This window comes from Kutzneria sp. CA-103260, assembly GCF_018263855.1.
In the GTDB taxonomy this organism is placed as follows: Bacteria; Actinomycetota; Actinomycetes; order Mycobacteriales; family Pseudonocardiaceae; genus Kutzneria.
This window is the reverse complement of sequence record NZ_CP073318.1, coordinates 6,290,673-6,315,762: the sequence shown is the minus strand read 5'-3', so window position 1 is coordinate 6,315,762 and position 25,090 is coordinate 6,290,673. Positions and strand designations below refer to the sequence as shown.

Here is a 25,090-nt window from a genome sequence, read left to right as displayed (position 1 = left end):
GGTAGTTCCCGGGATGCCGCGCCGGAATCCGTTACCAATCGGTAGTCTTTCGAACCCGGACCATGTCCACCCGACCGGGTGGCCCACCGTTGGAGATCGGGGAGACCCACAGTGCCCGTTGCTGTCATCGGCAGTATCGCCGCCGACCACCTGATGCACTTCCCGGGCAAGTTCACCGAGCAGCTGGTCGCCGAACGCCTGGACCGCGTGTCGCTGAGCTTCCTGGTCGACGACCTGGTGGTCCGCCGGGGCGGGGTCGGCGCGAACATCGCGTTCGGCATGGGCGTGCTGGGGCAGAAGCCGATCCTGGGCGGCGCCGTCGGCAAGGACTTCGACGACTACCGGGCGTGGCTGGAGCGGCACGGCGTGGACTGCCGGTCCGTGTACACCTCGGAGCTCAAGCACACCGCCCGGTTCATGTGCACCACCGACGACGACATGAACCAGATCGCCTCGTTCTACACCGGCGCGATGGCCGAGACCGGCATGGTCGAGATCGGCGCCATCGCCGACCGCGTCGGCCAGCTGGACCTGGTGCTGCTCAGCCCCACCGACCCGGGCGCGATGATCCAGCACGCCGACGAGTGCCGGCAGCGCGGCCTGCCGTTCGCGGTGGACCCCTCGCAGCAGCTGGCCCGGATGGACGGCGACCAGGTGCGCCGCTTCGTCGCCGGGGCCAAGTACCTGTTCAGCAACGACTACGAGTGGGGCCTGGTGCTCCAGAAGACCGGCTGGTCCGAGGACGACGTGCTGGCCCAGGTCGAGATGCGCGTCACCACCCTGGGCGAGAAGGGCGTGGAGATCGTCGGCCGCGAGGTCGGCTCGCTGCAGGTGCCGGCCGTGCCCGAGCTGGCCAAGGTCGACCCCACCGGCGTCGGCGACGGCTTCCGCGCCGGCTTCCTCGCCGCCGTCTGCGGCGGCCTCGGCCTGGAGCGCGCCGCCCAGCTCGGCGCCCTGGTGGCCGTGCATGTGCTGGAGGTCAACGGCCCGCAGGAGTGGACCTTCGACCGCGAGACAGCCCTGGGCCGCCTCTCCGACGCCTTCGGCCCCGAAGCCGCCACCGAGGTCGGCGCCCTCCTGACGGTCTGACACCCCCCGCGAGTCCCGCTCTCCGGCAACCGAATGTCGGTTTCCGGCACAACGCATGAAGGGCCCCTTCCTGACGTTCAACGTCAGGAAGGGGCCCTTCATGTGTTTGGGCCCGGTCAGAGGCGGACCGGGTACTGCGGCTCCGGGATGACCGGCTTGATCCGGCCCTCGGTGAAGATGCCGTGCCAGATCATGAAGATGAGCAGGGCCCAGATGCGGCGGCTGTGGTCCATGCCGCCGGTCCGGTGCTCCTCGATCATGGCCAGCACCGCCTGCTTGTCGATCAGGTGGTCGGTCTGGGACTGGCGCACGATGTCCAGCGCCCACGGGTGCATGTCCTCGCGCAGCCAGTGCCGGATCGGCACCGGGAAGCCCAGCTTGCGGCGGTTGATCACGTGCGCCGGGATGATGTCGGCGATGGCCCGCCGCAGCGCGTACTTGGTGGTCTCGCGGGTGATCTTCTGCTCCAGCGGCACCTGCGAGGCGATCTTGAACACCTCGTGGTCCAGGAACGGCACCCGCAGCTCCAGCGAGTTCGCCATGGTCACCTTGTCGGCCTTGACCAGGATGTCGCCGCGCAGCCAGGTGAACAGGTCCACGTGCTGCATCCGGCTCACCGGATCCCAGTCCACCGTCTCGCGGTAGGCCTTGGCGGTGGCGTCGGCGTGCGTGATCGACGGGTCGAAGGTCCGCAGCACCGAGCGCAGCTGGTCGTCGCGGAAGATGCGGGCGTTGCCGTAGTAGCGCTGCTCCAGGGTGAGCGCGCCGCGGCGCAGCAGGTCCTTGCCGCGCACGCCCTCGGGTATACGGGTGGAGACCCGGCCCATGGCCTTGCGCAGCGTGCCGGGCACCTTCTCGAACGCGGCCAGCGACAGCGGCTCGCGGTAGATCGTGTAGCCGCCGAACAGCTCGTCCGCGCCCTCGCCGGACAGCACCACCTTGACGTGCTGGCGGGCCTCGCGGGCGATGAACCACAGCGGCACCAGCGCCGGGTCGGCCACCGGGTCGTCGAGGTACCAGACGATCAGCGGGATGGCTTCCATCATCTCGGCCGGCGACACGGTACGGACCACGTGCTTCACGCCGATCGCGGCGGCCGACTCGGCGGCCACGTCCACCTCGGAGAAGCCGGCCCGCTCGAAGCCGGTGGTGAAGGCGACCAGGTCCGGGTTGTGCTCCTTGGCCAGGGCCGCGATCACGGTGGAGTCGATGCCGCCGGACAGGAACGAGCCGACGGTCACGTCGGCGCGCATGTGCTTGGCCACCGAGTCGCGCAGGGCGTCGGCGATGTCGGCGTACAGCTTGGTGGCGTCGGCCGGGCCGTGCATCACGCGCGGGCGGAACTTCGGGCTGAAGTAGCGCTCGATGGAGATCTCGCCGCCGGGGGCGAAGGTGAACGAGGTGCCGGACTCGATCCGCCGGATGTGCGTGTTCAGCGACTCCGGCTCGGGCACGTACTGCAGGATGAAGTAGTGCTGCAGGGCCCGGCGGTCCAGCTTGGGCTCGATGCCCAGGGTGTCGGCCAGGTCCAGGATGCTCTTCTTCTCGCTGGACATGGCGATGCCGCCGGGGCCGGCCGCGTAGTACAGCGGCTTGATGCCGAACGGGTCCCGGGCGCCGAAGATGATCTTCTTCTCGCTGTCCCAGATCATGAACGCGAACATGCCGCGCAGCCGGGGCACGGCCGCGGCGCCCCAGTAGTGGTACGCGGCGGCGATCACCTCGCTGTCGCCGTCGGTGTGGAACTGGGCGCCGTAGCGCTCGATCAGCTCGGCCCGCAGCTCGATGTAGTTGTAGATCTCGCCGTTGAAGGCCAGCGCGTACCGGTTCTCCTGCCCGGGCGGGCCCCACAGCAGCGGCTGGTGGGAGTGCTCCAGGTCGATGATGGCCAGCCGGTTGAAGCCGAACACCACCTCGCCGCCCTGCCAGGTGGCGGCCTCGTCCGGGCCACGGTGCCGCTGGCAGCGCAGGGCCCCGCCGACCGCCGGGCGCGCGGCGGCGGCCGCGTTCTCAGTGGGACAGATCAGTCCAAGCAGACCGCACACGTCCTAACCGCACCTCTCATCGAAACAGGGCACAACACACCGGGGGTCGCCGCCCAGTATGCCCATGGCGGGCCGACGGCCGAGCGGCAGGCGGGCCGCTCGCACCGGTAGACGCGGCGGCCCGGCCGGCCGTTGCGCGGCCGGTGCCGGATCGATCACCCCCGAGGGGTGGCGCTCTACCGACTGGGTTAGGCTCCGACCTGATTGACGGCGGGGTGCCGTCACCGCTGCTGAGCAGCGGCTGGTGTGGGGTCACGCCAGAGGCCCGTCACGAGGAGGCAGCGAGCAGTGCGCCTGATGGAGGGCTCCCGGAAAGCACGGGTGGCCAAACTCGCCGGGCTGGCCGGCCTGGTCGCGGTTGCCGCAAGCGGCTGTTCGACCGACGAGGTCCTGCGTTTCGGTTGGCCGGTCGGCATCACGCCGCAGGCCGACGCCATGCGCGACCTGTGGACCTGGTCCGTGGTCGCGGCCCTTGCCGTCGGCCTGGTCGTGGCGATCCTGATCCTGTGGCCGGTGGTCTTCCACCGCAAGCGGACCGAGGAACTGCCCAAGCAGCTCCAGTACAACCACCCGCTGGAGATCGTCTACACGGTCATCCCGGTGGTCATCGTCGCGGTGCTGTTCTACTTCACCGCCACCACCGAGAACTACGTCACGGACAAGAGCCACACCCCGGACGTCACGGTGGACGTGGTGGGCTTCCAGTGGAACTGGGAGTTCAAGTACGAGGGCTACAAGACGCCGGACGGCAACGTGGTGTCGACCGTCGGCACGAGCAGCGAGATCCCGCTGCTGGTCCTGCCGACCAACAAGTGGATCCAGTACAACCTGGTCTCCACCGACGTCATCCACTCGTTCTGGGTGCCCGCGTTCAACTTCAAGCGCGACGTGTTCCCGGCGCCGGACAAGAACAACCAGGACTCGTCCTTCCAGAACACCATCGACCAGACGGGCTCGTTCGTCGGCCACTGCGCCGAGCTGTGCGGCGCCTACCACTCGGCGATGAACTTCGAGGTCCGGGCGCTACCCAACGACCTGTTCCAGCAGTTCATGCAGCTGCGGGAGAAGGTCAACGCCAAGACCGGCAAGCCGTACACCACGTCCGAGGCGCTGTCGGAGATGAACTGCGGCGACCTGTGCGCGCCGCTGGCCACGACCACGCACCCGTTCAACACGGACCGCACGGCCCGGACCGGAAGCTGAGGAACCACCGATGAAGATTGAGTCCAGGATCTTCGAGGTCGTCGCCGGCTTCTGCTTCATCATGGCCGTCATCTACGGCCTGTGGGCCAAGGAGCCGGTCGGCATCGTCGCGCTGACCCTGACCGGCGGCCTGTGCCTGATCACCGGCACCTACTTCCGGTTCGTGGCCCGCCGCATCCCGGAGCGTCCCGAGGACGACACCGAGGCGGAGATCAGCGACGGCGCCGGCGAGCTGGGCTTCTTCAGCCCGGGCAGCTACTGGCCGTTCGGCATCGCCGTGGCCGCCGCCATCGGCGCCCTGTCGCTGGCCTTCTTCCAGGTGTGGATGATCGTCATCTTCGTGGTGCTGGTCCTGATCACCGTGGGCGGCCTGGTGTTCGAGTACCACACCAAGCCCAACCACGAGTGAGTTAGCTGAAGGTGTACTGAGCGAACGGCCCCGGGCATTCAGCCCGGGGCCGTTTTCGCGCAGGATTCCGGTGTGCCCTTACTAGACGACCGAGCCGCCACCCGGCGACTGCTGGACCGCTTCGGGTTCGGTCCGCGACCGGGGGAGCTGGACTCGCTGGCCGCGGGCGGGTTCGCGGCGGCCTGCCAGCAGGTGCTGGCCCAGACACCCGACACCACGCCGCTGCCGAACCTCGGCGCGGAACCTCCGGCCATCAGCAAGAAAGCCAGCGCCGCCGAGCGTAAGCAGCGCCAGAAGACGTTGCGCGGCCAGCAGGTCACGGCCGCGCAGTGGTGGCTGGACCGGATGGCCGGCACCGCCTCGCCGCTGCCGGAGCGGCTGACCTGGTTCTGGCACGGGCATTTCGCCACCAGCGTGCAGAAGGTGCGCAGCGCCCGCCTGATGCTGCACCAGAACCAGGCGCTGCGGGGCCTGGGCGGCGGCGGTTTTCCCGCGCTGGCCAAGGCGATGATCGTGGACCCGGCGATGCTGCTGTGGCTGGACGGCCAGCAGAACAAGGTCGGCGCGGCCAACGAGAACCTGGCCCGCGAGTTCATGGAGCTGTTCACGCTGGGCGTGGACCGCTACACCGAGAACGACGTGCGCGAAGCGGCCCGGGCGCTGACCGGCTGGACGGTGAACCGCGACGCCATGACCTCCTCGTTGGCCCCCAAACGACACGACAACGGCAGCAAGACCGTGTTGGGAATCACGGGAAATCTCGATGCCAACCAATTTGTCGACATCGTGCTGAATCGTCCGGACTCGCCGCGTTTCGTGGCGGGCCGGTTGTGGTTCCGGTTGGTCAGCGCCACGCCGCCGGCGGCGGACGTGCTGAACCGGCTGGTCGCGGGCTACGGTCCGCAGCAGTCCATCGGGGGGCTGCTGCGGGCTGTGCTCGCTGAACCGGCGTTCCGCGACCCGGCGACCACCCTGGTGAAGCAGCCGGTGGAGTGGGCCGCCGGCCTGATGCGGGCGCTGGGCGTGCAGCCGTCGAAGCTGCCGGTCACGCAGCTGGAGGCTGGCCTGCGAGGCCTGGGCCAGGTGCCGTTCGAGCCGCCCAGCGTGGGCGGCTGGCCGGCGGCGCAGGCCTGGCTGACGACCTCGGCCGGGCTGGCCCGGCTGCACTTGGCCCAGTTGGTCGCCGGGCACGCCGACGTGTCACACATCACGTCCGCGGCGGCCGCCGGCAAGGCCCTCGGCGTCGACACCTGGAGTCAGCGGACCACGACGGCGCTGGCCGGCCTGACAGGGGCGCAGCTGGTCGCGATGGCCGCCTGCGCACCGGAATACGTGGTGAGCCAATGAAAATCAGCCGACGGGGTTTCATCCTGGCCAGCGGCGTGGTCGGCGCGGGCGCGCTGGCCGTCGGGGCGACCCAGGTGAACTGGACCGACCTGATGACCGCCGCCGCCCAGGACCCGCTGCGCCCGGACGCCGGCGTGCTGGTCGTCTGCACGCTCTACGGCGGCAATGACGGCCTGAACACGGTGGTGCCGGCCGCGGACCCGGCGTACCAGAAGGCCCGGCCCGATCTGGCCTACCAGCCGCACGAGGTGCTGGATCTCGGCGAGGGCCTGGGCCTCAACCCGGGTATGACCGGCCTGAAGAAGCTCTGGGACGACAAGCGGTTGGCGGTCGTGCGCGGGGTGGGCTACCCCAAGCCCGACCACAGCCACTTCCGGTCGATGGCCATCTGGCAGACCGCGTCGCCCGACAGCCCACAGCCGACCGGGTGGCTGGGACGCTGGCTGGACGTGACCGGCGACGACCCGCTGCGGGCCGTCTCGATCGAGCCCGTGCTGCCGCCGCTGATGGCCGGCCAGCGAGCGGCCGGCGCGACGCTGCCGGTGACCGGGCTGAAGCTGCCGACCGGGGCTCTGGGCAAGTCGTTCTCCCTGATGGGACAGGCGGAATCGGGCGAATCACCCGATCAGGCGAGGGTTGCTCGGTCCATCACCGACCTGCACACCACCGCCACCAAGCTCGGCCCGGCCGTGAAACCCAGCTCCGACAACAAAGGCCAGCTCGCGGCCCAGTTGGACGTGGTCGCCGGGCTGGTCGAGGCGGGCGTCCCGACGCGGGCGTATTCCGTGTCACTGGGCGGTTTCGACACCCATGCCGATGAGAAGGGCACGCAGCAGCGGCTGCTCACCGAGCTCGACCAGGCGCTGTCGGCGTTCGCGGACCGGATGCAGCGCACCGACCGCGGCCGGCAGGTCGTGATGCTGGTGTACTCGGAGTTCGGCCGCCGGGTCGGGGCCAACGCGAGCGAGGGCACCGACCACGGCACCGCCGGGCCGGTCTTCGTGCTCGGTTCCCCGGTGCACGGCGGCTTCTACGGCGAGCAGCCCAGCCTGACCGACCTGGACAACGGGGACCTCAAGGAGCACACCGACTTCCGGGACGTCTACGCCACCATGCTCCGCGACGTGCTGGGCGAGGACCCCGGCAAGATCCTGGGCGGCCACGACACCACGGTCGGCGGCCTGCTCACCTGATCTCGGGGGTTGGCCGGCACCTCAGCCCCGGCCAACCCCCGCGAGTCCCGCTCTCAGACAAACGAAAAGCAGGTTTCGGCATTGTCCGAAACCTGCTTTTCAGTTGCCCCAGAGCGGGACTCGCGAGGTTAGGCGGCCGCCAGCTTCTGCGACAACGAGATCCAGCGGTCCAGGAGTTCCGCGGCGGCGCCGGAGTCGATGGCCTGGGCGGCGATGGACAGGCCGGCCAGCAGGTCGGCGTGCAGGTCGGAGCCAAGGCCGTTGAACACGGCCACCGCGCCGGCCGCGTTGATCAGCACCGCATCCCGCACCGGCCCGGTCCGCCCGGCCAGCAGCTCCCGCACCACCTGGGCGTTGTACGGCGCGTCGCCGCCGACCAGGTCGGCCGGCAGGGCCGGGGCGACCCCCAGCCGCGACGGGTCGATCCGGTCGGTCCGCACCGCGCCGTCCTGGGCGATCCAGACCGAGGTGGTGGTGGTCGTGGTGATCTCGTCCAGCCCGTCGTCCCCGCGCACCAGCAGCACGTGCGCGCCACGGGAGGCGAACACGCCGGCCATCACCGGGGCCATCGGCTCCCGCGCGCAGCCGACCAGGCCGTACTTGGGCTGTGCCGGGTTGGACAGCGGGCCCAGGATGTTGAACGCGGTCGGCACGGCCAGCTCACGCCGCGGCCCGGAGGTGAAGCGCAGCGCCGGGTGGTAGGCGGGCGCGAAGCAGAACCCGATGCCGACCTCGGCCACGCAGCGCTGCACCGCGTCCGGCGGCAGCTCGATGGCCACCCCGAGCTCCTCCAGCACGTCGCCGGTGCCGCACTTGGACGACGAGGCCCGGGCCCCGTGCTTGACCACGGGCACGCCGGCCGCGGCCGTGACGATCGCCGTCATGGTCGAGATGTTGACGGTGTGGGCCTGGTCACCACCGGTGCCGACGATGTCGATGGCCCGGCCGGCGACGTCGACCGTGCGGGCGTGCCGCAGCATCGAGTCGGCCATGCCGAGCACCTCGTCGGCCGTCTCGCCCTTGGCCCGCAGCGCGACCGCGAAACCGGCGATCTGGGCCGGGGTGGCCTCGCCGGTCATCACCTGGTCCATCGCCCAGCCGGTCTGCGCCGCCGTCAGGTCTTCCCCGGCGATCAGCGCGCCCAGCACGTCGGGCCAGGTCAGCGTGCTCACCTCGGCACGGGCGCACCGGACCGCAGCACCTCTGCGACGGTCTCGGCCGCGGCCAGCGGGTCCAGCGGATGCACGATGACGGCGTCCGCCTGCGACCAGGTGGCCAGCCATCGGTCGTCCTTGCGCCGCACCGCGATCACGATCGGCGGGCAGTTGGTGATCTCGTTCTTGAGCTGGCGGGACAGGCCCATGCCGCCGGTGGGCTGCGCCTCGCCGTCGAGAATGGCCAGGTCGATGGCGCCGCTGTCGACGTGGTAGAGCACGTCCGCCACGGTGCCGACCTCGACGTAGTCCACGCGGCCCAGGTCCGGCGCCGGCCGCCGGCCGACGGCGTTGACGATCGCCTCGCGGACCTCCGGCCGGTGGCTGAAGACCAGGACCTTCCACGTCTGCGTGCTCATACCGTGATGCTATCTGTGTCACACCTTCAGGTCTGCAAGCAGTCCCATCCCAACGCGTCCCCGCCCAGCCGCTGGGCCAGGCCGGCCATCCGGGACCGCTCCTGCGCGCAGCTCAGGGCGGTGATCACCTGGGCGCGAAGGGCGTGCAGGCGAACGGATTCACCCGTTTCGACCACCCGCAGCTCCCATCCGTCCTGGGCCAGCAGCTCGCGGGCCCGCGCCACCGCGGACGCCGGCAGCACCAGGTGATGGCGCAGCACCGCCTTCCGTTCGGGCCGCAGCCGGGGCGAACGGGCCAGCACGGCCGAGTCCGCCTCGGCCGGGTCGAAAGCCTCGGCCACCACCTTTAAATCAGGGTTGTCCAGGTCGAACGGCAATTCCGCGCGCCGACCGAACAGTGACGTCAATCGCTCGAACGCGCCCATCGCTCGTGATCTCCCGTTGCACCCCACCCGACCGGGCGGCCTGATCCACCGCAGGCAATAATGCGACCCGTGACAACGGCAGCTCCTCCCATCGCTCAGCGGGTCCACTCGCTGAATCGCCCGAACATGGTCAGCGTGGGCACCATCGTGTGGCTGTCCAGCGAGCTCATGTTCTTCGCCGGCCTCTTCGCGATGTACTTCACTGTGAAGGCCCAGAACGTCGGCGTCTGGCCGCCCGAGCCCACCCATCTGGACCTTGGGTACGCGCTGCCGTTCACGATCATTCTGGTGGCCTCGTCGATCACCTGTCAGATGGGCGTGTTCGCGGCCGAGCAGGGCGACGTGTTCGGCCTGCGCCGCTGGTACGTGCTCACCTTCGTGATGGGCCTGATCTTCGTGCTCGGCCAGGCCAACGAGTACCGCATGCTGGTCGAGGAGGGGACCACGATCCCCAACTCGGCCTTCGGCACGGTCTTCTTCCTTGCCACCGGCTTCCACGGGCTGCACGTGATCGGCGGCCTGATCGCCTTCATCTTCCTGCTTGTCAGGACGAGGTTGAGCAAGTTCACGCCGGCCCAGGCGACCTCGGCGATCGTGGTGTCGTACTACTGGCACTTCGTCGACATCGTGTGGATCGGCCTGTTCGCCGTCATCTACGTCATTCCCTGACCCAGCCCCGAACTGACAGCAAGGGTTGCCCACCATGACCACCAAGCCACCCGCCGACGCGGCGGGCACGCCCGCTCCGGCGGGTAAGCGGGGCCGCTCGCGTTCCAAGCTCAAGCGGCGGGTCTCCGGCCTGTTGGCGCTCGGCGTCGCGCTGCTCGGCGCGGGCGCGCTGTACGCCGTCGCCGTGCCGGCGCCGCAGACCGCTCAGGCCTCGGACACCAACGCGCTCGTCGAGCAGGGCCGGCAGCTGTTCAACAACAGCTGCGTCACCTGCCACGGCGCCAACCTGGAAGGCGTCAAGGACCGCGGGCCGAGCCTGATCGGCGTCGGCTCCGCCGCGTCCTACTTCCAGCTGTCCACCGGCCGCATGCCGCTGTCCGGCGGCCAGACGGCCGAGGCCGCGCGCAAGCCCCCGGTGTTCACGCCGCAGCAGATCGACGCGCTGGACGCGTTCATCCAGTCCCAGGGCGGCGGCAAGGAGAAGCCGACCGCCTCGGACGAGCAGCTGACCAGCGGCGACCCGTCGCGCGGCGGCGAGCTGTTCCGCCTCAACTGCGCCAACTGCCACAGCTTCACCGGTCGCGGCGGCGCGCTGTCCTCCGGCAAGTACGCGCCCGAGCTGGACGGCGTCACGCCGAGCCAGATCTACACGGCGATGCTGACCGGCCCGGAGAACATGCCGGTGTTCGGCGACCGCCAGCTCACGCCGGACGAGAAGAAGGACATCATCACGTACATCAAGTCCGTGACCGATGGCAACAACAACCCCGGCGGCAACGCGCTCGGTGGTCTCGGCCCGATCTCCGAGGGCCTCATCGGATGGATCGTGGGCATCGCCGCGCTGGTCGGCGTGACCCTGTGGATCGGAAGCAAGGCATGAGCGGCGAGCACGACGAGAAGCTGCCCACCGAGGCAGAACTGGACGGCATGAGCCGGGACGAGCTGGTCACGCTGGGCACCAAGCTGGACGGTGTCGAGCTGATCAGCTACGAGGACCCGTGGCCGGTCAAGGGCACCAAGGCCGAGAAGCGCGCCGAGCGCGCCGTGGCCTACTGGTTCCTGCTGGCCGCGGTGGCCGGCCTGGCCTTCATCGTGGCCTTCTTGTTCTGGCCGTGGGAGTACGCGGCCCCGAACACCGACGGCTACTTCCTGTACAGCCTGTACACCCCGGTCATCGGCATCACGCTCGGCCTGACCGTGGTCGGCCTCGGCGTCGGCGCGCTGAACTACACCAAGAAGTTCATCCCGCACGAGCTGGCCGTGCAGGACCGCCACGACGGCGGCTCGGCCAAGGTCGACCAGGAGACCATCCTGGCCGAGTTGGCCGACGCCGGTGTGCGCAGCACCATCACCCGCCGCTCCCTGGTCAAGCGGACCGCGGGCGCCGCGGCCGGCGTGATGGGGCTGGGCCTGGTCGTGCTGCCGCTGGGCGGCATGCTGAAGAACCCGTTCAAGGACACCAACTCCAAGGACTCGCTCTGGCACACCGGCTGGCAGGCGAGCTTCCCGGGCGAGAAGGTCTACCTGCGCCGCAACACCGGTGACGCCGGCGAGGTCGCGCTGATCCGGCCCGAGGACCTGGACGCGGGCGGCTTCGAGACGGTGTTCCCGTTCCGCGAATCGGAGCGGGGCAACGAGGAGGCGCTGTCCGCCGCGCTGCACCGCTCGGACAACCCGGTCATGCTGATCCGGCTGCGCCCGGACCAGAACGTGGTCAAGCGGTCCGGCCAGGAGAACTTCAACTTCGGCGACTACTACGCGTACTCGAAGATCTGCACCCACCTGGGCTGCCCGACCTCGCTGTACGAGCAGCAGACCGGTCGTCTGCTGTGCCCGTGCCACCAGTCGCAGTTCGACGTGTTCGAGTACGCGAAGCCGGTCTTCGGCCCGGCCGCCCGCGCGCTGCCGCAGCTTCCCATCGAGGTTGACGAGAGCGGATACTTCGTGGCGCGGAGCGACTTCATCGAGCCCATCGGCCCCGCGTTCTGGGAGCGTGACTCATGAGCGGCATCACCACGCCGACGAAGCCGGCGAACACGGCGACTCGCGTCGCTGGTGGCGCGGCGAAGTGGGCCGACGACCGGTACCACCTGGCCGCCGGCATGCGTCGCCAGCTGAACAAGGTCTTCCCGTCGCACTGGTCCTTCCTGCTCGGCGAGATCGCCCTGTACAGCTTCATCGTGCTGCTGCTGTCCGGCACGTACCTCGCGCTGTTCTTCGATCCCTCCATGCAGGAGGTCACCTACAACGGCGCGTTCGACAACCTGCGCGGCATCCAGATGTCGCGGGCCTTCGCCTCCACCCTGGACCTCTCGTTCGAGGTGCGCGGCGGCCTGTTCGTGCGGCAGATCCACCACTGGGCGGCGCTGCTGTTCATGTCGGCGATCGTCGCCCACATGTTCCGGATCTTCTTCACCGGCGCGTTCCGGCGCCCGCGTGAGGTGAACTGGGTCATCGGCGTCGTGCTGTTCATGATCGGCTCGCTCGAGGGCTTCTTCGGCTACTCGCTGCCCGACGACCTGCTGTCCGGCACCGGTCTGCGCGTGATGTTCGGCCTGATCGAGTCGATCCCGGTGCTGGGCACCTGGGTGGACTGGATCCTGTTCGGCGGCGAGTTCCCGGGCACGGTGATCCTGCCGCGCATCTACACGCTGCACATCCTGCTGCTGCCCGGCGTCATCCTGGCGCTGATCGCCGTGCACCTGGGTCTGGTGTGGTACCAGAAGCACACCCAGTTCCCCGGCCCGCGCCGGACCGAGCGCAACGTCGTCGGCGTGCGCATCATGCCGGTGTTCGCGGCCAAGGGCGGCGGCTTCTTCGCCCTCGTCGCCGGTCTGCTGGCGCTGATGAGCGGTCTGTTCCAGATCAACCCCATCTGGAACTTCGGTCCGTACAACCCGGCCCAGGTCTCCTCCGGCTCGCAGCCGGACTGGTACATGGGCTGGACCGACGGCCTGGTGCGTCTGTGGCCGGCGTGGGAGGCCTACATCCACCTCCCGTGGGGCCTGAACTTCACCATTCCGGCGCCGTTCCTGCCGTTCATGCTGGGTCTGCCCCTGCTCACCGGCATCGCTGCGGTCTACCCGTGGATCGAGCGCCGGATGACCAAGGACACCGCGCACCACAACCTGCTGCAGCGGCCGCGGGACGTGCCGGTGCGGACCAGCCTGGGCATGATGGCGATCACGTTCTTCATGGTCTGCCTGCTGTCCGGCGGCAACGACATCATCGCCGACAAGTTCGACATCTCGCTGAACGCGACGACGTGGATCGGCCGCATCGGCCTGCTGGTGCTGCCGCCGCTGGTGTACTACGTCACCTACCGGATCTGCATCGGTCTGCAGCGGGGCGACCGCGAGGTGCTGGAGCACGGCATCGAGACCGGCATCATCAAGCGGCTGCCGCACGGTGAGTTCATCGAGCTGCACCAGCCGCTGGGCCCGGTCGACGAGCACGGCCACCCGCACGCGCTGCCGTACCAGGGCGCTCCGGTGCCCAAGAAGATGAACAAGCTGGGCTCGGCCGGCGCCCCGGTGGCCGGCGGCTTCCTCTCGCCGGACCCGGCCGAGGAGGTCACCGCCCTGGCCAACGCCCGCGCCGAGGCGCACGCCGAGTCGGCGGCCGCCGAGGCCGAGTCGAAGCGGCAGAAGGAGCTGGCGGGCAAGCCCCAGCAGCCCGAAGCCTGACGGCTGTCATTTGTGTCATGAAGGGCCCCTTCCTCACGTTGAACGTGAGGAAGGGGCCCTTCATGACGTTGAAGGTGAGGTCAGGGCTCGGACTGGGCGGCGAGGGCGTCGCCGATCGGGGTGCGGTGATAGAGCACCGACCGGCCGGACCGGATCCGGTCCAGCAGGCCGGCCCGCCGCAGCACGGTGAGGTGGTCACCGACTGCCCCGACGGCCAGTCCCAGGCTGTGGGCCAGGTGGGTGGTGCTGGCCGGCGTGTCGAGGGCCAGCAGCAGTTGCGCCCGGGACCGGCCCAGCAGCGCCCCCAACGCCCCCGGCTCCGCGACAGCTGGGCTCTCCCACAGGGCGGCGACGCCACGGGCGGGATAGACGATGGCCTTGGGCCAGGGGTCGTCGTGGTAGGCGGCGACGCGCGGCCACACGAACACTGACGGGATCAGCAGCAGACCCTCGCCGCGCAGGTCGACGGTCCCGTCGGCCATGTGCAGCACGTCGATGCCGTGGTCCCGCCAGCGCACCTTGGGATGCAGGCCGTCGAGCGCGGCCAGCCAGCCGCCTCGGCCGAGCAGGCCGGCCCGGTGCACCACGTCCCGCTCACAGATGGCGCGCAGCTGTGGCCAGTCCGGGGCGAGCAGCTCGTGCCATGCCTGTTCCAGCACGTCGGCAAGACGGGCCACGACGTCCGGGGCGTCGAGCACCGCACGGGCCTGGTCGTCGGCCACGGGCTCCAGGCCGGCGATCTCCTCTCGGACCCGCTCGACCGCGGTGGCCCGAACAGTGTCCAGGTCGTCTTCGACGGTCTGGGCCAGGCCTTGCGGCGGTGGGGCGAGGAAGGTGGCGCCTCGGCCGGGCTTGTGCAGGGCCAGCACCGCACGGAAGGCGGGATCTTGTCGCAGCCTGCGGTACGAAGGCGTGATTCGGTGCAGCCACGGCACGGGCAGCCGGCGCGGGGGCAGACCGACCACCGACCGGAGCAGGCTGTCCAGCTCGAACAGCGGCGACAGCGCGAACCGGCTTCGGGCCAGGTCCTCGCTGCCGACGAGGTAGCGGAGCACGCCGCGACCTTACGTCCGTGCACGTAACTTTGGCTCGGCGGCACCGCCGGGTCGCAGGCTCGGCCTATGACCTACGCCGGTGTGCTGGCCAACACTGCGTTCCGGGTGCTGTTCACCACCCGCACCCTCGCCGTCACCGCGGATACCGTGCGGATCGTCGCGCTGTCGGTCCTGGTGTTCGCGGTGACCGGCTCGCCGCTGCTGGCCGCGGTGGCGTACGGGATCTCGTTTCTGCCGCAGCTCATCGGCGGCAGCCTCCTCGGCGCGGTGGCCGACCTGCTGCCACCTCGCCAGCTGATCGCCCTCGGCTACGGGGTGGAGTTCGGCAGCGGGCTGCTGTTGGGGCTGGTTGATCTGCCGATCTGGCTGAGCATGACGCTGGTCGCCGCCGTGTCGACGGTGACGCCGCTGGTGAACGGGGCAGTCGGCCGGGTGGTGGCCGATGTGCTCGACGGCGAGAGCTACGTGCTCGGCCGCTCGCTGCTCAACCTGGCGTCGTCAGCGGCGCAACTGGTCGGCATGGCCGGGGCCGGCGCTGCCGTCGCCGTGCTCGGCGCGCAGCACGCCATGCTGGTCACCGCTGGACTGCACCTGGTTGCCGCCGCCTGGGTGTGGCTTCGGCTGCCTGACCTGCGCGTTTCGCCGGGGGAGCGCGGTGCGCTGACCGCCTTGCGACGCAGCTTGACCGGAAATCGGGAGCTGCTGCGGGACCGCACGATCCGGGCGCTGATTCTGGCCCAGTGGCTGCCGCCGGCCTGCGTGACCGCGGCGGAGAGCCTGATCGTGCCCTACGTCGCCGCCCGCGGCCTGCCGACCCAGACCGGTGGCCTGCTGCTGGCCTGCCTGCCGGTCGGGATGATGATCGGCAGCCTGGTGATCGGCCGGGTCGTCGGGCCCGAGCAGCGGCGACGGCTGATGGTGCCGATGATGGCGGTGGTCGGCCTGCCGCTGCTCGGCTTCGCGGTCGCCGACCTGCCGGTGGAGGTGTGCGGGGCGCTGCTGGTGCTCGCCGGCGTCGGCTTCGCCTATGGGCTGCCGATCCAGCAGCGGTTCCGCGACGTCGTGCCGACGGCCGGCCGTGGCCAGGCGTTCGGGCTGCTGTCCACCGGCCTGATGACCGCGCAGGGCATCAGCCCCGCGGTGGCCGGCGCGCTGGCCGGGGTGGTGCCGGTGTCACACGTGATCGCCCTGTGCGGCGTCGGTGCCGTGCTGACCGCGCTGGTGTTCCGGCTGCGCGCCGTCGACGTGGCGTTTCAGTCCAGGCCGGCGGAGAAGGAGTCCTCGGCGTCGCGGCGGGAGTAGGACCGGAAGGCGATGTGGGTGTCGGTGTTGAGCACGCCCGGCACCTTGCTGATCCGGCCCGGCACCAGTTCGGCCAGGTCCTCGTGCTGGGCCACCTTGACGTGCGCGATCAGGTCGACGTCGCCGGCGCAGGAGTAGACCTCCTGGACGCCGTCGATGTCGGCGATCGCCTGGGCGGCCTCCGGGATGGACTCGGCGGTGGCCTGGATCAACACGATCGCCGTGATCACGACGGGACCTCCTGTAATGGTTCGACGTCCTGCCGATCGTAGGGCAAGGATGGTGGGGCACAGCGATTTCGAGGGGGAGCTTGATGCGCGTTCTGGTGTCCGGGGCCAGCATCGCCGGCCCGGCGGTCGCCTACTGGCTGAGCCGGCACGGCTTCGCGGTCACCGTTGTCGAGCAGGCGCCGGCGCTGCGGCCCGGTGGGCAGGCCATCGACGTCCGCGGCGTCGCGCTGGAGGTCGTCGAGCGGATGGGCCTGATGCCGCGGGTGCAGGCCGTGAAGACGCGGATGCGCGGCATGACGATGTACGACCGAGAGGGCACGGAGGAGTGGTCGTCCACGGAGATGACCATGTCCGCCGGCCGGTTGGACAGTCCGGACGTCGAACTGCTGCGTGAAGACCTCTGCGCCTTTCTCCACGAAGCGACCCGCGACCAGGTCGACTACGTCTTCGGCGACAGCGTCACCGCGGTCGAGCCGGACGGCCGGGTCGAGTTCGAGCGGGGCCGGCCGGCGGTCTACGACCTGGTCATCGGGGCCGACGGCCTGCACTCGACGGTCCGGCGGCTGGTCTTCGGACCGGAGCGGGACTTCCTGCACTCGCTGCGGGCTCGGCTGGCCATCTTCAGCGCGCCGAACTTCCTGGGCCTGGACAACTGGCAGGTCTGGCAGCGCGACGGCCTACGCGGCTACTGCGTGTACCCGGTGCGGGACAACGCCGAGGTGCGGGTCATCGGCGGCTTCGAGGCCGGCCCGGAGGAGCACCTGGAGCGGGTGGACGCCGGCGGGTTGAAGCAGTTGGTCGCCGACCGGTTCGCCGGGTTCGGCGGGCACACCGCGGAGATGCTGACCGCCATGTGGTCGGCCGACGACCTGTACAGCGACGTCATGGCCCAGGTCCGGATGCCGGCGTGGACCTCAGGTCGGGTCGCCCTGGTCGGCGACGCCGCCTGCTGCCCGTCGCCGATCACCGGCCAGGGGACCAGCCTCGCCCTCGTCGGGGCCTACGTGCTCGGGACCGAGCTGGGCCGCTCCGGCGGCGACCCAGGTCCCGCCTTCGCGGCGTATGAGCGACGAATGCGGCCCTTCGTCGACGCCAACCAGGCCCTCGCCCGCCCCGACCGGCAGCCCGACGACAGCGCCCTCGACCTCGCCAAGAATGCGATCACGCTATGAACTGGACTGTCCGCCCAGCCGTCGCCGGCGACGCCGAAGAACTCGTCCGCCTCCGGGTTGTCATGTTCGAGGCCATGGGCCGGGACGTCGCCAACACCGACTGGGAACGCCCGTGCGTGGAGCTGTTCCGGCGTGAGCTCGGCGGCCCCGGCCTGATCGCCGCCGTCGTCGACGCCCCGGGCGGTGGCCTGGCCAGCTGCGCCGCCGCCTTCATTCGTCTGGACATGCCGCGGCCCGGCGACCTCGGGACGTCCATGGCGCACCTGCACAACGTCTGCACCGACCCGGCCTGGCGGCGGCGGGGTCTGGCCAGGCTCGTTGTCACCGCCCTGGTCGACCGGCTGGACGACCTCGGCCTGGTCAAGTGCGATCTGCATGCCACCGAGGAGGGGCGTGGGCTGTACGAGAGCCTCGGCTTCCAGCCGCGGACGGGCGGGCTGGAAATGGTGCGCAAGCTCAAGTTCTGAGCCGTGGGACGGACCCGTCGGGGATCGTGCGGTCTCAGTTCAGCCCCGCGTAGGTCTCCCGACCCGCTACCGCCCGATCCACCCAGGCCCGCCACCCCGCGGCCGACTTCGCCGGCTCGGACCAGGGCGTGTCGCAGTAGACCAGCCGCGTGCCGGGTCGGTTGAGCCAGCGCAGCACCACCCCCGTCTCCTCGGCCGGGGCGCCGTGCAGCGGGCCGTCGCCGGGAATGACCGTCTCGGCCGCGGCGACGAGGGCGTCGACCACGGGCATGGGCCGGACGCCGCGGCGGGCCACGCCGGCCGACGCCAGGCGGCCGTGGCGGACCACGGAGAACTCCCAGCCGCCGCTGCCGTCGGGGCGGGCGGCGACCAGCTCGGGCAGGGCGGCCAGCGCGGCCAGCCGCTGGGCGCGGTCGACCGCCCGGACCAGGTCGGCGAGGCGGTCGCGGCGGACGGCCGCCTCCTCGAACCGTTCGGCCAGGGCCAGCTCCTCCAGCTGGGCGGCCAGCCGGTCGAACGGCGCGAGGTCCCGGCCGGCGATGAGGTCCCGGACCGTCGCCGGGGCCAGCCCGTAGTCGTCGACGTCCTGCCGGCCGGCACAGGGGGCTCGACAGCGGCCCAACTCCGCCAGCGCACATGGCGTGCCGTTGGCGCCTTTCGCTGGTATCCGCTGGCTACAGGTCCGCAGACCGGTGGCGTCGCTCAACGCCGTGGCAGCGGTGTCGGCCGATCCCCGTGACCGGAACGGCCCCAGGGCACCGTCGCGTGGCCGGCGCACCACCGACAGCCGAGGGAACGCCTCGTCGGTCAGGGTCACCCACCAGCCGCCCTGCTGGTTGCGGGACCGCCGGTTGTACTGCGGTTTGTGCGCCGTCAACAGGCGCAGCTCCCGGACCTCCGCCTCCAGTGAATGGGCGCACACCACCGAATCCACCCGGATCGCCAGCGCCACCATCTCCCGGATGCGGCCCCGGCTCTCGCTGCCCGTGAAGTACTGCCGCACCCGTCGCCGCAGGTTGGAAGCCGTGCCGACGTACAGCACCTCCTCCGACGGGCCGCGGAACAGGTACACCCCCGGCTCCGACGGCAGATGCTGCGCCAGCGTGCGCTTACGGCGCTGCGCCGGCGTCACGTCCGGGAGGTAGTCGAACAGCTCCTCCAGCGACTGCACCCCCATCGGGCCCAGCCGTTCCAACAGGCCGTGCAGCACGTCCACCGTCGCCTTGGCGTCGTCCAGCGCACGGTGGTTCGGCGTCGTGTCCGTGCTGAACAGTTCGGCCAACGCCGACAGCCGGCAGCTCGGCGCCTCCTCCCTGGTCAGCACCCGCCGCGCCAGCCGCACCGTGCACAACACCGCCGGCTTCGGCCACGCATAGCCGTGCCGCGTGCACGCCGCCTTCAGGAAGCCCGTGTCGAACCCCGAGTTGTGCGCCACCAGCACCGCCCCCGCCGCGAACTCCAGGAACGCCGGCAGCACCTCTTCTATCGGCGGTGCTGTGTACACCATCGCCTCGGTGATGCCGGTCAGCCGCACGATCTCCGGCGGGATGCCCCGGCGCGGGTTCACCAGCGTGCCGAACTCGCCCAGCACCTCCCCGCCCCGCACCTTCACCGCCCCGATCTCGGTGATCCCGTCCTCGCCGGCCCGGCCCCCGGTGGTCTCCAGGTCGACCACGACGAACGTGGTCTCCCGCAGCGGCGTGCCCAGCTCGTCGAACGTCAACTGGCCGAGATCGTCAGCAGTGGCAGTCATGGTGATCGGGATCGTGCCAGCACCCCCTGACAGTTTTGATGCCGCGCGTTCCGCGCGGGGCTCGGCCCCTTTGGGCCTCGCGCTCTCCTGTGTCGGCGACGAAGGGGGGCGGATGCCGGCAAATGGGTGACCTGGGGTGTTGTTGCCGGCGCAACGGATCGTGTGGGGCGATTCCCTGTCAGCCGGGTGGGGCGGCACCTACTAGCCTGTGAGGGTGTCCGCGTCAGCCGAAGCCGATGAGCCGGGTCAGGGGCCCGAGCTGTCCGCCGTGGACGGTGGCGATGATCAGTCCACTGTGGACTGGTCGGCGTTGCCGGACCCGGTGCGGGGCCGGCTGGCCGAGATCAGCGCGGACGCGGTGGGCGTGCTGGCCCGGGTGGACATCCCGCAGCAGGTGAAGGCGGTGGCGCGGTTCGCGCCGGCCAAACGGGCCCGGCTGGGCGGGGCGGCGCTGATCGCGGGCCTGCGTGACGTGCCGGCGTTCCGCACGGCGGTGGTGGAGTGGTGCCGCGAGCACCGGCCGGCGGCCCTGGACGCGACGGCGCCGGACCCGGTGGCGGCGGCTGCCGCGGCGGTGCTGCTGGGCGAGCCGACGGCGGTGCACTTCGTGGAGCTGGTGGCCAGACGGGTCGGCGAGGCGCAGCTGCGCGCGGAGCGGGACGCGGCGGTGACCAAGGCCCAGCGCGCGGAGGTGGAGCTGCGCCGGGCGCAGGACGAGTTGGACGCGAGTCAGGGCGCGGAGGCCAAGGTCCTCCAGGAGCGGGACGCGGAGTTGGAGCGGCTGCGCAAGCGGTTGCGGGAACAGGGCGTGAAGCTGCGTGAGGCCCGGGACCGGGCGGACAGCGCGATGGCCGAGGCGGAGAAGGTCCGCACGGAGGCGTTGGCCGAGGTCAAGGCCATGACCGCGGAGCGGGACCGGGAACGCGAGCGGGCCGAGACGGAGCGGGCCAAGGCCCGCCGCGCGGAGAACGACGCGGAGATCGCCCGCCAGTCGGCCCGCGAGGCCCGCCAGGCCGACGAGGTCCGGCTGGCGCTGTTGGTGGACACCCTGGACGGCGCGGTCACCGGCCTGCGCCGCGAACTGGCGATCGGCGGCGGCACGGGCCCGCGCCCGGCGGACATGGTGCGCGGCGCGACGGCGGCGCAGGGCACGGTGGGCCGGGTCGAGGACCCGGCGGCGCTGGACCGGCTGCTGGCCCTGCCGACGGTGCACATGGTCGTGGACGGCTACAACGTGACCAAGACCGGCTACCCGGAGCTGCCGCTGTCCGACCAACGGGACCGGCTGGTGCACCAGATGGCGGTGCTGGCGGCCAGAACCGGGGCCGAGGTCACGGTGGTGTTCGACGGCGCGGGCGTGGTGGCGGTGCCGTCGGCGGCCCCGCGTGGCGTGCGTGTCCTGTTCTCCGACCCGGGCGTGCTCGCCGACGACGTGATCAGGGCCCTGGTGACGGCCGAGCCCGAGGGACGCCCTGTGGTTGTTGTCACGTCCGACCGCGCGGTGGCGGACTCGGTGCGCCGCCGCGGCGCGCATCCGGTGCCCTCGGCGGTGCTGCTGGCCCGACTCGTCCGAGTGTGAAGAGTTAAACCCCCTCGACCTGCCGATTCGGTGAGTGGATCTCGGTTCGCGCCGAACGGGATTCACGCCAGGTCAACGTGGACGGCGGGGAGTACCCGGTGTGATGCTCCGAACGAGTGAGCACGACCGCTCATCGGTCGCCATCGTCACGGCGGGTGGACGGACCGAACCTCCCCTCGTAACCTACCCGAGACCTTGCGGCGGCCAGCCGGCCGACCAGACCGGCGACGCGGGGTCACCGTCCGTGTCGACCTGTCGGGGGATCGACCGCGTGTCGGGATCTACCTCGAAGGAGACACCACCGACGTGGCGTCGAACCGACTCAAGCACGTGGTGCGGGGTGCCATCGCCCTCACGGCCGTGGCCACCGTCGTCGGCCTGAACCCCGGGTCCGCCGTCGCCGATCCACCGTCCAACCTCCAGGACGCGAAGTCCCAGCTGGATGCGGCCGCTGAGGTCGCGGAGAAGGCCCAGGAAGCCTATATGGCGGCCCAGGACGACTTGAAGGCCAAGCAGGCCGACGTCGCCAAGGCCACCGCCGACATCCAGACGTTCACCCAGCAGGCCAAGGACGCGCAGGTCAAGGAGGACCAGTACCGCGGGCAGGTCGACCAGCTCGCGTCGGCCGCCTACACCGGCGTCCAGTTCACCCAGCTGTCCGCGCTGCTGACCGGCAAGTCGGCCCAGGACTTCCTGGACCAGTCCAGCGAGCTCCAGTTCCTGGCCCAGCAGAACGCGGCCGTGATGGACGGCTACGACAACGCGATCAAGACGGCCAACAGCTCGAAGGCCAAGGCCGCCGACGCGCAGCAGAAGTCGCAGGCCGCGGCGGACGCGGCCCAGAAGATCCTGGCCGACCTGGACCAGAAGAAGAAGGACGCGGACACCGCCAAGGAGAAGGCCCAGTCGGCCTTCAACCAGCTCGACGCGAAGGCCAAGGGCCTGCTCGCGGGGGCCGGCGACATGGGCGTGTTCCTGGGCCCGCCCGGCGCGGCCGGCGTCGCGATGGACGCGGCGGTCGGCGAGCGCGGCGTGCCCTACGTCTGGGGTGGCACCACGCCGGCCGGCTTCGACTGCTCCGGCCTGATGCTGTGGTCCTACGCCAAGGCCGGCGTCACCCTGCCGCGTTCGGCGGCCGCGCAGTACACCGTCGGCAAGGCCGTCTCGATGAACGCGCTCCAGCCGGGCGACCTGATCTTCTACAGCAGCGGCGGCGCCTCGGCCATCCACCACGTCTCGATGTACGTCGGCGACGGCAAGGTGGTGCACGCCCCGACCGAGGGCGAGGTCGTCAAGATCGTGCCGATCGGCAACTCGGGCTCGGACATCTTCGGCGCGAAGCGCATCGTGGGCTGATAACGGACGAGCTGGGCCAACGGGCACGAGGCCGGCACCCGCGTGGGGTGCCGGCCTCGCGCATTCACCCGGTCGGTACCCTGCGGGACGTGGTGGCCAACAAACTCAGACATGCGGTTCGTGGTGCGGTGGCCCTCTCGGCCGTGACCGCGGTGGTGAGCCTCAACCCCGGCGCGGCGGTCGCAGACCCCACCCCCAGCAACGCGCAGGACGCCCAGAAGCAGGTCGAGCAGCAGACCGCGCAGGCCGACCAGATCGGGCAGCAGTACCTCGCGGCCAAGGACGACCTGGCGGCCAAGCAGGCCGATCTGGCCAAGGCCAACGCCGACATCCAGACGTACGGCAAGCAGCTGGCCGACGCCCAGGCCAAGGAGGAGCAGTTCCGCGGCCAGGTCGACCAGGTCGCGGCGGCCGCCTTCGACGGTGCGCAGTTCACCCAGCTCTCCGCCCTACTGACCGGCAAGTCCGCGCAGGACTTCCTGGACCAGTCCAGCGCGTTGCAGATGCTGGCCTCGCAGAACGCCTCCGTGCTCGACACCTATGACAGCGCGGTCAAGCAGGCCTCGGACGCCAAGGCCAAGGCCACCGACGCGCAGAAGAAGGCCCAGGACGCGTCCGACGCGGCGCAGAAGATCCTGGCCGACCTGCAGACCAAGAAGGACGCCGCGGACAAGGCCGTCGCCGACGCCAAGGCCGCCGTGGCCAAGCTCAGCGCCTCCGCCAAGGCCGCCCTCGGCGCGGCCGGCGACATGGGCACGTTCATCGGCCCGGCCGGCGCGGCCGGCGCGGCCATGGACGCGGCTCTAAGCCAGCGTGGCGTGATGTACCAGTGGGGTGGCGAGAGCGAGGGCGTCGGCTTCGACTGCTCCGGCCTCATGCAGTGGTCCTGGCGCCAGGCCGGTGTCAGCATCCCGCGCTCGGCCGCGGCCCAGTACACCGTCGGCGTGTCGGTGGCCCGCAGCGCGCTCCAGGCCGGTGACCTGGTGTTCTTCGGCAGCACGGCGTCGAACATCTACCACGTCGGCATGATGGTCAGCCCGACCCAGATGGTGCACGCTCCGACGCAAGGCGAGCCGGTGAAGGTCGTGTCGCTGTCGGTCATGTCGGACTACTTCGGCGCCAAGCGCCTGGCCGGCTGAGGCCTGACTGAGGTCTAGTCTCAAGCCGTGACCGGAGCGGCCCGGTTCAGGGCATGGCTGGTCGCGGCGATCGCCGTGACGCTGCTCGGTGGCGTGGTCCTGCTCGTCGGGCAGCCCACCACCGGGCCGGGTCCGGCCGCCCAGCATTCCATCGGCGGGCCGACCGGGCTGGCCGACCGGGCCGCGACCGGCCAGGGCGCGCCGACGCCACCCGAGACGCGGCTCACCGAGATACAGACTCTCTTGCGGGACCGGGCGACCGCGGTGCTGCACCGGGATCGCGCGGCCTTCCTGGCCACGGTCGACCCGTCCGCGTCCCAGCAGTTCCGGGACGCGCAGACGGCGATGTTCGACAACCTCGCCAACGTGCCGCTGTCGGTCTGGTCGTACGACGTCGATCCGACCGACGTCACCGCCGTGCCCGCGAAGGCGTTCCCGGCCGATGAGCTGTGGGCCCCGGGCGTGCAGTTGGACTACGCGCTGGACGCGGTGGACCGGGATCCGACGAGCAAGCCGATGGGCTACCTGTTCGCCCGGCACGGCGCGAAGTGGTACCTCGCCTCGGACACGCTGACCACGCGGCAGACCTGGCGCGGGCCGTGGGACTTCGGCCCCGTGACGGCGCTGCGCACCACGTCCGGGCTGGTGCTGGCCCATCCCGACAACAACGACCTCGCCACCAGGATCTCCCGCGAGCTGGACTCCGACGTGGCCGCCGTGAACGCCGTGTGGGACCAGCCATGGCCGCACGAGGTCGCGGTGCTGGTGCCGGACTCCGAGGACGAGCTGAAGGCGTTCGTGGGCCCCGAGTTCGCGGTCGACTCCATCGCGGCGGTGGCCGTCGCCGACCGGGTCGACAACAGCAGCCACACCGCCGTCGGGCAGCGGGTGGTGCTCAATCCCGACAACGCCGACAAGATGCCGGTGGCGTCGCTGCGGGTGGTGCTGCGGCACGAGATGACCCACATCGCCGCCCGCGGCTACACCGTGGACGGCACGGCGATGTGGATGCTGGAGGGCTTCGCCAACTACGTCGGCTACCGGGACAGCGGCATCCCGCTGTCGCTGGGCGCGGCCGACGTGGCCGACCTGGTCAAGGACGGCACGCCGCCGACCGACCTGCCGGCCAACGGCGACTTCGCGGCCAGCGGCGAGAAGATCAACCTGGCCTACGACGAGGCGTGGACGCTGACCTCGTTCATCGCCGACACCTTCGGCCAGCACGCGCTGGTCACGCTCTACCTGCGGATCGCCGGCGGGCCCCCGGGAGCCGACGTGGACGTGGCGCTGCACGACGTGCTGGGCGTGGACAAGGCCGGGCTGGTCGCCGGCTGGCAGGACTACCTGCGCCGGAACATCTGATCTTGTCCGATCTTGTCGGGCCGGCCGGGTAACGTG

At 70.8% G+C, this 25,090-nt stretch carries 23 protein-coding genes; 16 read left to right on the top strand and 7 right to left on the bottom strand.

Annotated elements, in window-relative coordinates:
* Positions 1–153 precede the first annotated feature (153 nt).
* Positions 154–1,089 carry a carbohydrate kinase family protein gene (locus tag JJ691_RS27645; RefSeq protein ID WP_211771761.1) on the top strand — a complete coding sequence of 312 codons (936 nt, stop codon included), beginning with the start codon at positions 154–156 and terminating at the stop codon, positions 1,087–1,089.
* A 116-nt stretch (positions 1,090–1,205) separates the two neighbouring features.
* On the opposite strand, the gene asnB is transcribed toward JJ691_RS27645, so the two are convergent.
* Positions 1,206–3,134 carry an asparagine synthase (glutamine-hydrolyzing) gene (asnB, locus tag JJ691_RS27640; RefSeq protein ID WP_211762540.1) on the bottom strand — a complete coding sequence of 643 codons (1,929 nt, stop codon included), beginning with the start codon at positions 3,132–3,134 and terminating at the stop codon, positions 1,206–1,208.
* Between the two features lie 297 nt (positions 3,135–3,431).
* Here asnB and ctaC point away from each other — a divergent pair, with 297 nt between their 5' ends.
* From ctaC to JJ691_RS27620, 4 genes are all read left to right on the top strand, one after another.
* Positions 3,432–4,337, top strand: coding sequence for an aa3-type cytochrome oxidase subunit II (gene ctaC, locus JJ691_RS27635; protein WP_211771760.1), 906 nt, complete (start codon positions 3,432–3,434; stop codon positions 4,335–4,337).
* A gap of 10 nt (positions 4,338–4,347) precedes the next feature.
* Positions 4,348–4,746 (top strand): cytochrome c oxidase subunit 4, encoded by a 399-nt coding sequence (locus tag JJ691_RS27630; RefSeq protein WP_211762539.1) that lies wholly within the window; start codon positions 4,348–4,350, stop codon positions 4,744–4,746.
* A 72-nt stretch (positions 4,747–4,818) separates the two neighbouring features.
* The gene (locus JJ691_RS27625) at positions 4,819–6,093 is read left to right on the top strand and encodes a DUF1800 domain-containing protein (protein ID WP_211762538.1); all 1,275 of its coding nucleotides are present in this window, start codon (positions 4,819–4,821) and stop codon (positions 6,091–6,093) included.
* Entirely contained in the window at positions 6,090–7,286 is a 1,197-nt protein-coding gene (locus tag JJ691_RS27620) for a DUF1501 domain-containing protein (RefSeq protein ID WP_211762537.1), read from the top strand. The genes JJ691_RS27625 and JJ691_RS27620 overlap by 4 nt, the downstream gene beginning before the upstream one ends.
* A gap of 128 nt (positions 7,287–7,414) precedes the next feature.
* On the opposite strand, the gene trpD is transcribed toward JJ691_RS27620, so the two are convergent.
* From trpD to JJ691_RS27605, 3 genes are read right to left on the bottom strand one after another with little or no spacing between them, the layout of a single operon-like run.
* Positions 7,415–8,458 (bottom strand): anthranilate phosphoribosyltransferase, encoded by a 1,044-nt coding sequence (gene trpD / locus JJ691_RS27615; protein WP_211762536.1) that lies wholly within the window; start codon positions 8,456–8,458, stop codon positions 7,415–7,417.
* Entirely contained in the window at positions 8,455–8,859 is a 405-nt protein-coding gene (locus JJ691_RS27610) for a hypothetical protein (protein WP_211762535.1), read from the bottom strand. The genes trpD and JJ691_RS27610 overlap by 4 nt, the downstream gene beginning before the upstream one ends.
* A gap of 26 nt (positions 8,860–8,885) precedes the next feature.
* Entirely contained in the window at positions 8,886–9,284 is a 399-nt protein-coding gene (locus tag JJ691_RS27605; RefSeq protein WP_211762534.1) for a hypothetical protein, read from the bottom strand.
* 60 nt (positions 9,285–9,344) lie between these two features.
* On the opposite strand from JJ691_RS27605, the gene ctaE reads away from it, so the two are divergent.
* From ctaE to qcrB, 4 genes are read left to right on the top strand one after another with little or no spacing between them, the layout of a single operon-like run.
* On the top strand, positions 9,345–9,953 hold the full coding sequence (ctaE, locus tag JJ691_RS27600) for an aa3-type cytochrome oxidase subunit III (RefSeq protein ID WP_211762533.1): 609 nt from the start codon (positions 9,345–9,347) through the stop codon (positions 9,951–9,953).
* A 34-nt stretch (positions 9,954–9,987) separates the two neighbouring features.
* Positions 9,988–10,833 (top strand): cytochrome bc1 complex diheme cytochrome c subunit, encoded by an 846-nt coding sequence (qcrC, locus tag JJ691_RS27595; protein WP_211762532.1) that lies wholly within the window; start codon positions 9,988–9,990, stop codon positions 10,831–10,833.
* A complete protein-coding gene (gene qcrA / locus JJ691_RS27590) occupies positions 10,830–11,957 on the top strand; it encodes a cytochrome bc1 complex Rieske iron-sulfur subunit (protein WP_211762531.1) in 1,128 nt (375 codons plus the stop codon). Before qcrC ends, qcrA begins: the two co-directional genes overlap by 4 nt.
* Positions 11,954–13,639, top strand: coding sequence for a cytochrome bc1 complex cytochrome b subunit (qcrB, locus tag JJ691_RS27585; RefSeq protein WP_211762530.1), 1,686 nt, complete (start codon positions 11,954–11,956; stop codon positions 13,637–13,639). Before qcrA ends, qcrB begins: the two co-directional genes overlap by 4 nt.
* 80 nt (positions 13,640–13,719) lie before the next feature.
* On the opposite strand, the gene JJ691_RS27580 is transcribed toward qcrB, so the two are convergent.
* Positions 13,720–14,694: an ArsR/SmtB family transcription factor gene (locus JJ691_RS27580; protein ID WP_211762529.1), complete on the bottom strand. Its 975-nt coding sequence runs from the start codon at positions 14,692–14,694 to the stop codon at positions 13,720–13,722.
* Between the two features lie 66 nt (positions 14,695–14,760).
* Between JJ691_RS27580 and JJ691_RS27575 the strand changes: the two genes are divergently transcribed.
* Positions 14,761–15,996 carry an MFS transporter gene (locus tag JJ691_RS27575; RefSeq protein WP_211762528.1) on the top strand — a complete coding sequence of 412 codons (1,236 nt, stop codon included), beginning with the start codon at positions 14,761–14,763 and terminating at the stop codon, positions 15,994–15,996.
* On the opposite strand, the gene JJ691_RS27570 is transcribed toward JJ691_RS27575, so the two are convergent.
* A complete protein-coding gene (locus JJ691_RS27570; protein WP_211762527.1) occupies positions 15,948–16,226 on the bottom strand; it encodes an Lrp/AsnC family transcriptional regulator in 279 nt (92 codons plus the stop codon). The two genes, JJ691_RS27575 and JJ691_RS27570, sit on opposite strands and share 49 nt — an antisense overlap.
* An 83-nt stretch (positions 16,227–16,309) precedes the next feature.
* Between JJ691_RS27570 and JJ691_RS27565 the strand changes: the two genes are divergently transcribed.
* Both JJ691_RS27565 and JJ691_RS27560 read left to right on the top strand, forming a co-directional pair.
* A complete protein-coding gene (locus tag JJ691_RS27565) occupies positions 16,310–17,398 on the top strand; it encodes an FAD-dependent monooxygenase (RefSeq protein WP_249227055.1) in 1,089 nt (362 codons plus the stop codon).
* Positions 17,395–17,865: a GNAT family N-acetyltransferase gene (locus JJ691_RS27560; RefSeq protein ID WP_211762525.1), complete on the top strand. Its 471-nt coding sequence runs from the start codon at positions 17,395–17,397 to the stop codon at positions 17,863–17,865. The genes JJ691_RS27565 and JJ691_RS27560 overlap by 4 nt, the downstream gene beginning before the upstream one ends.
* A gap of 34 nt (positions 17,866–17,899) precedes the next feature.
* On the opposite strand, the gene JJ691_RS27555 is transcribed toward JJ691_RS27560, so the two are convergent.
* Entirely contained in the window at positions 17,900–19,618 is a 1,719-nt protein-coding gene (locus tag JJ691_RS27555; RefSeq protein ID WP_211762524.1) for a DEDD exonuclease domain-containing protein, read from the bottom strand.
* 214 nt (positions 19,619–19,832) lie between these two features.
* On the opposite strand from JJ691_RS27555, the gene JJ691_RS27550 reads away from it, so the two are divergent.
* The 4 genes from JJ691_RS27550 to JJ691_RS27535 all read left to right on the top strand — a co-directional run bounded on the left by JJ691_RS27550 (position 19,833) and on the right by JJ691_RS27535 (position 25,054).
* Positions 19,833–21,197, top strand: a complete 1,365-nt coding sequence (locus tag JJ691_RS27550) for an NYN domain-containing protein (protein ID WP_442912453.1) — start codon at positions 19,833–19,835, stop codon at positions 21,195–21,197.
* Between the two features lie 306 nt (positions 21,198–21,503).
* Positions 21,504–22,553: an NlpC/P60 family protein gene (locus JJ691_RS27545; protein WP_211762523.1), complete on the top strand. Its 1,050-nt coding sequence runs from the start codon at positions 21,504–21,506 to the stop codon at positions 22,551–22,553.
* An 89-nt stretch (positions 22,554–22,642) separates the two neighbouring features.
* The gene (locus tag JJ691_RS27540) at positions 22,643–23,692 is read left to right on the top strand and encodes a C40 family peptidase (RefSeq protein WP_211762522.1); all 1,050 of its coding nucleotides are present in this window, start codon (positions 22,643–22,645) and stop codon (positions 23,690–23,692) included.
* Positions 23,693–23,719: 27 nt separating this feature from the next.
* Positions 23,720–25,054 (top strand): hypothetical protein, encoded by a 1,335-nt coding sequence (locus tag JJ691_RS27535; RefSeq protein ID WP_211762521.1) that lies wholly within the window; start codon positions 23,720–23,722, stop codon positions 25,052–25,054.
* Positions 25,055–25,090: the final 36 nt, after the last annotated feature.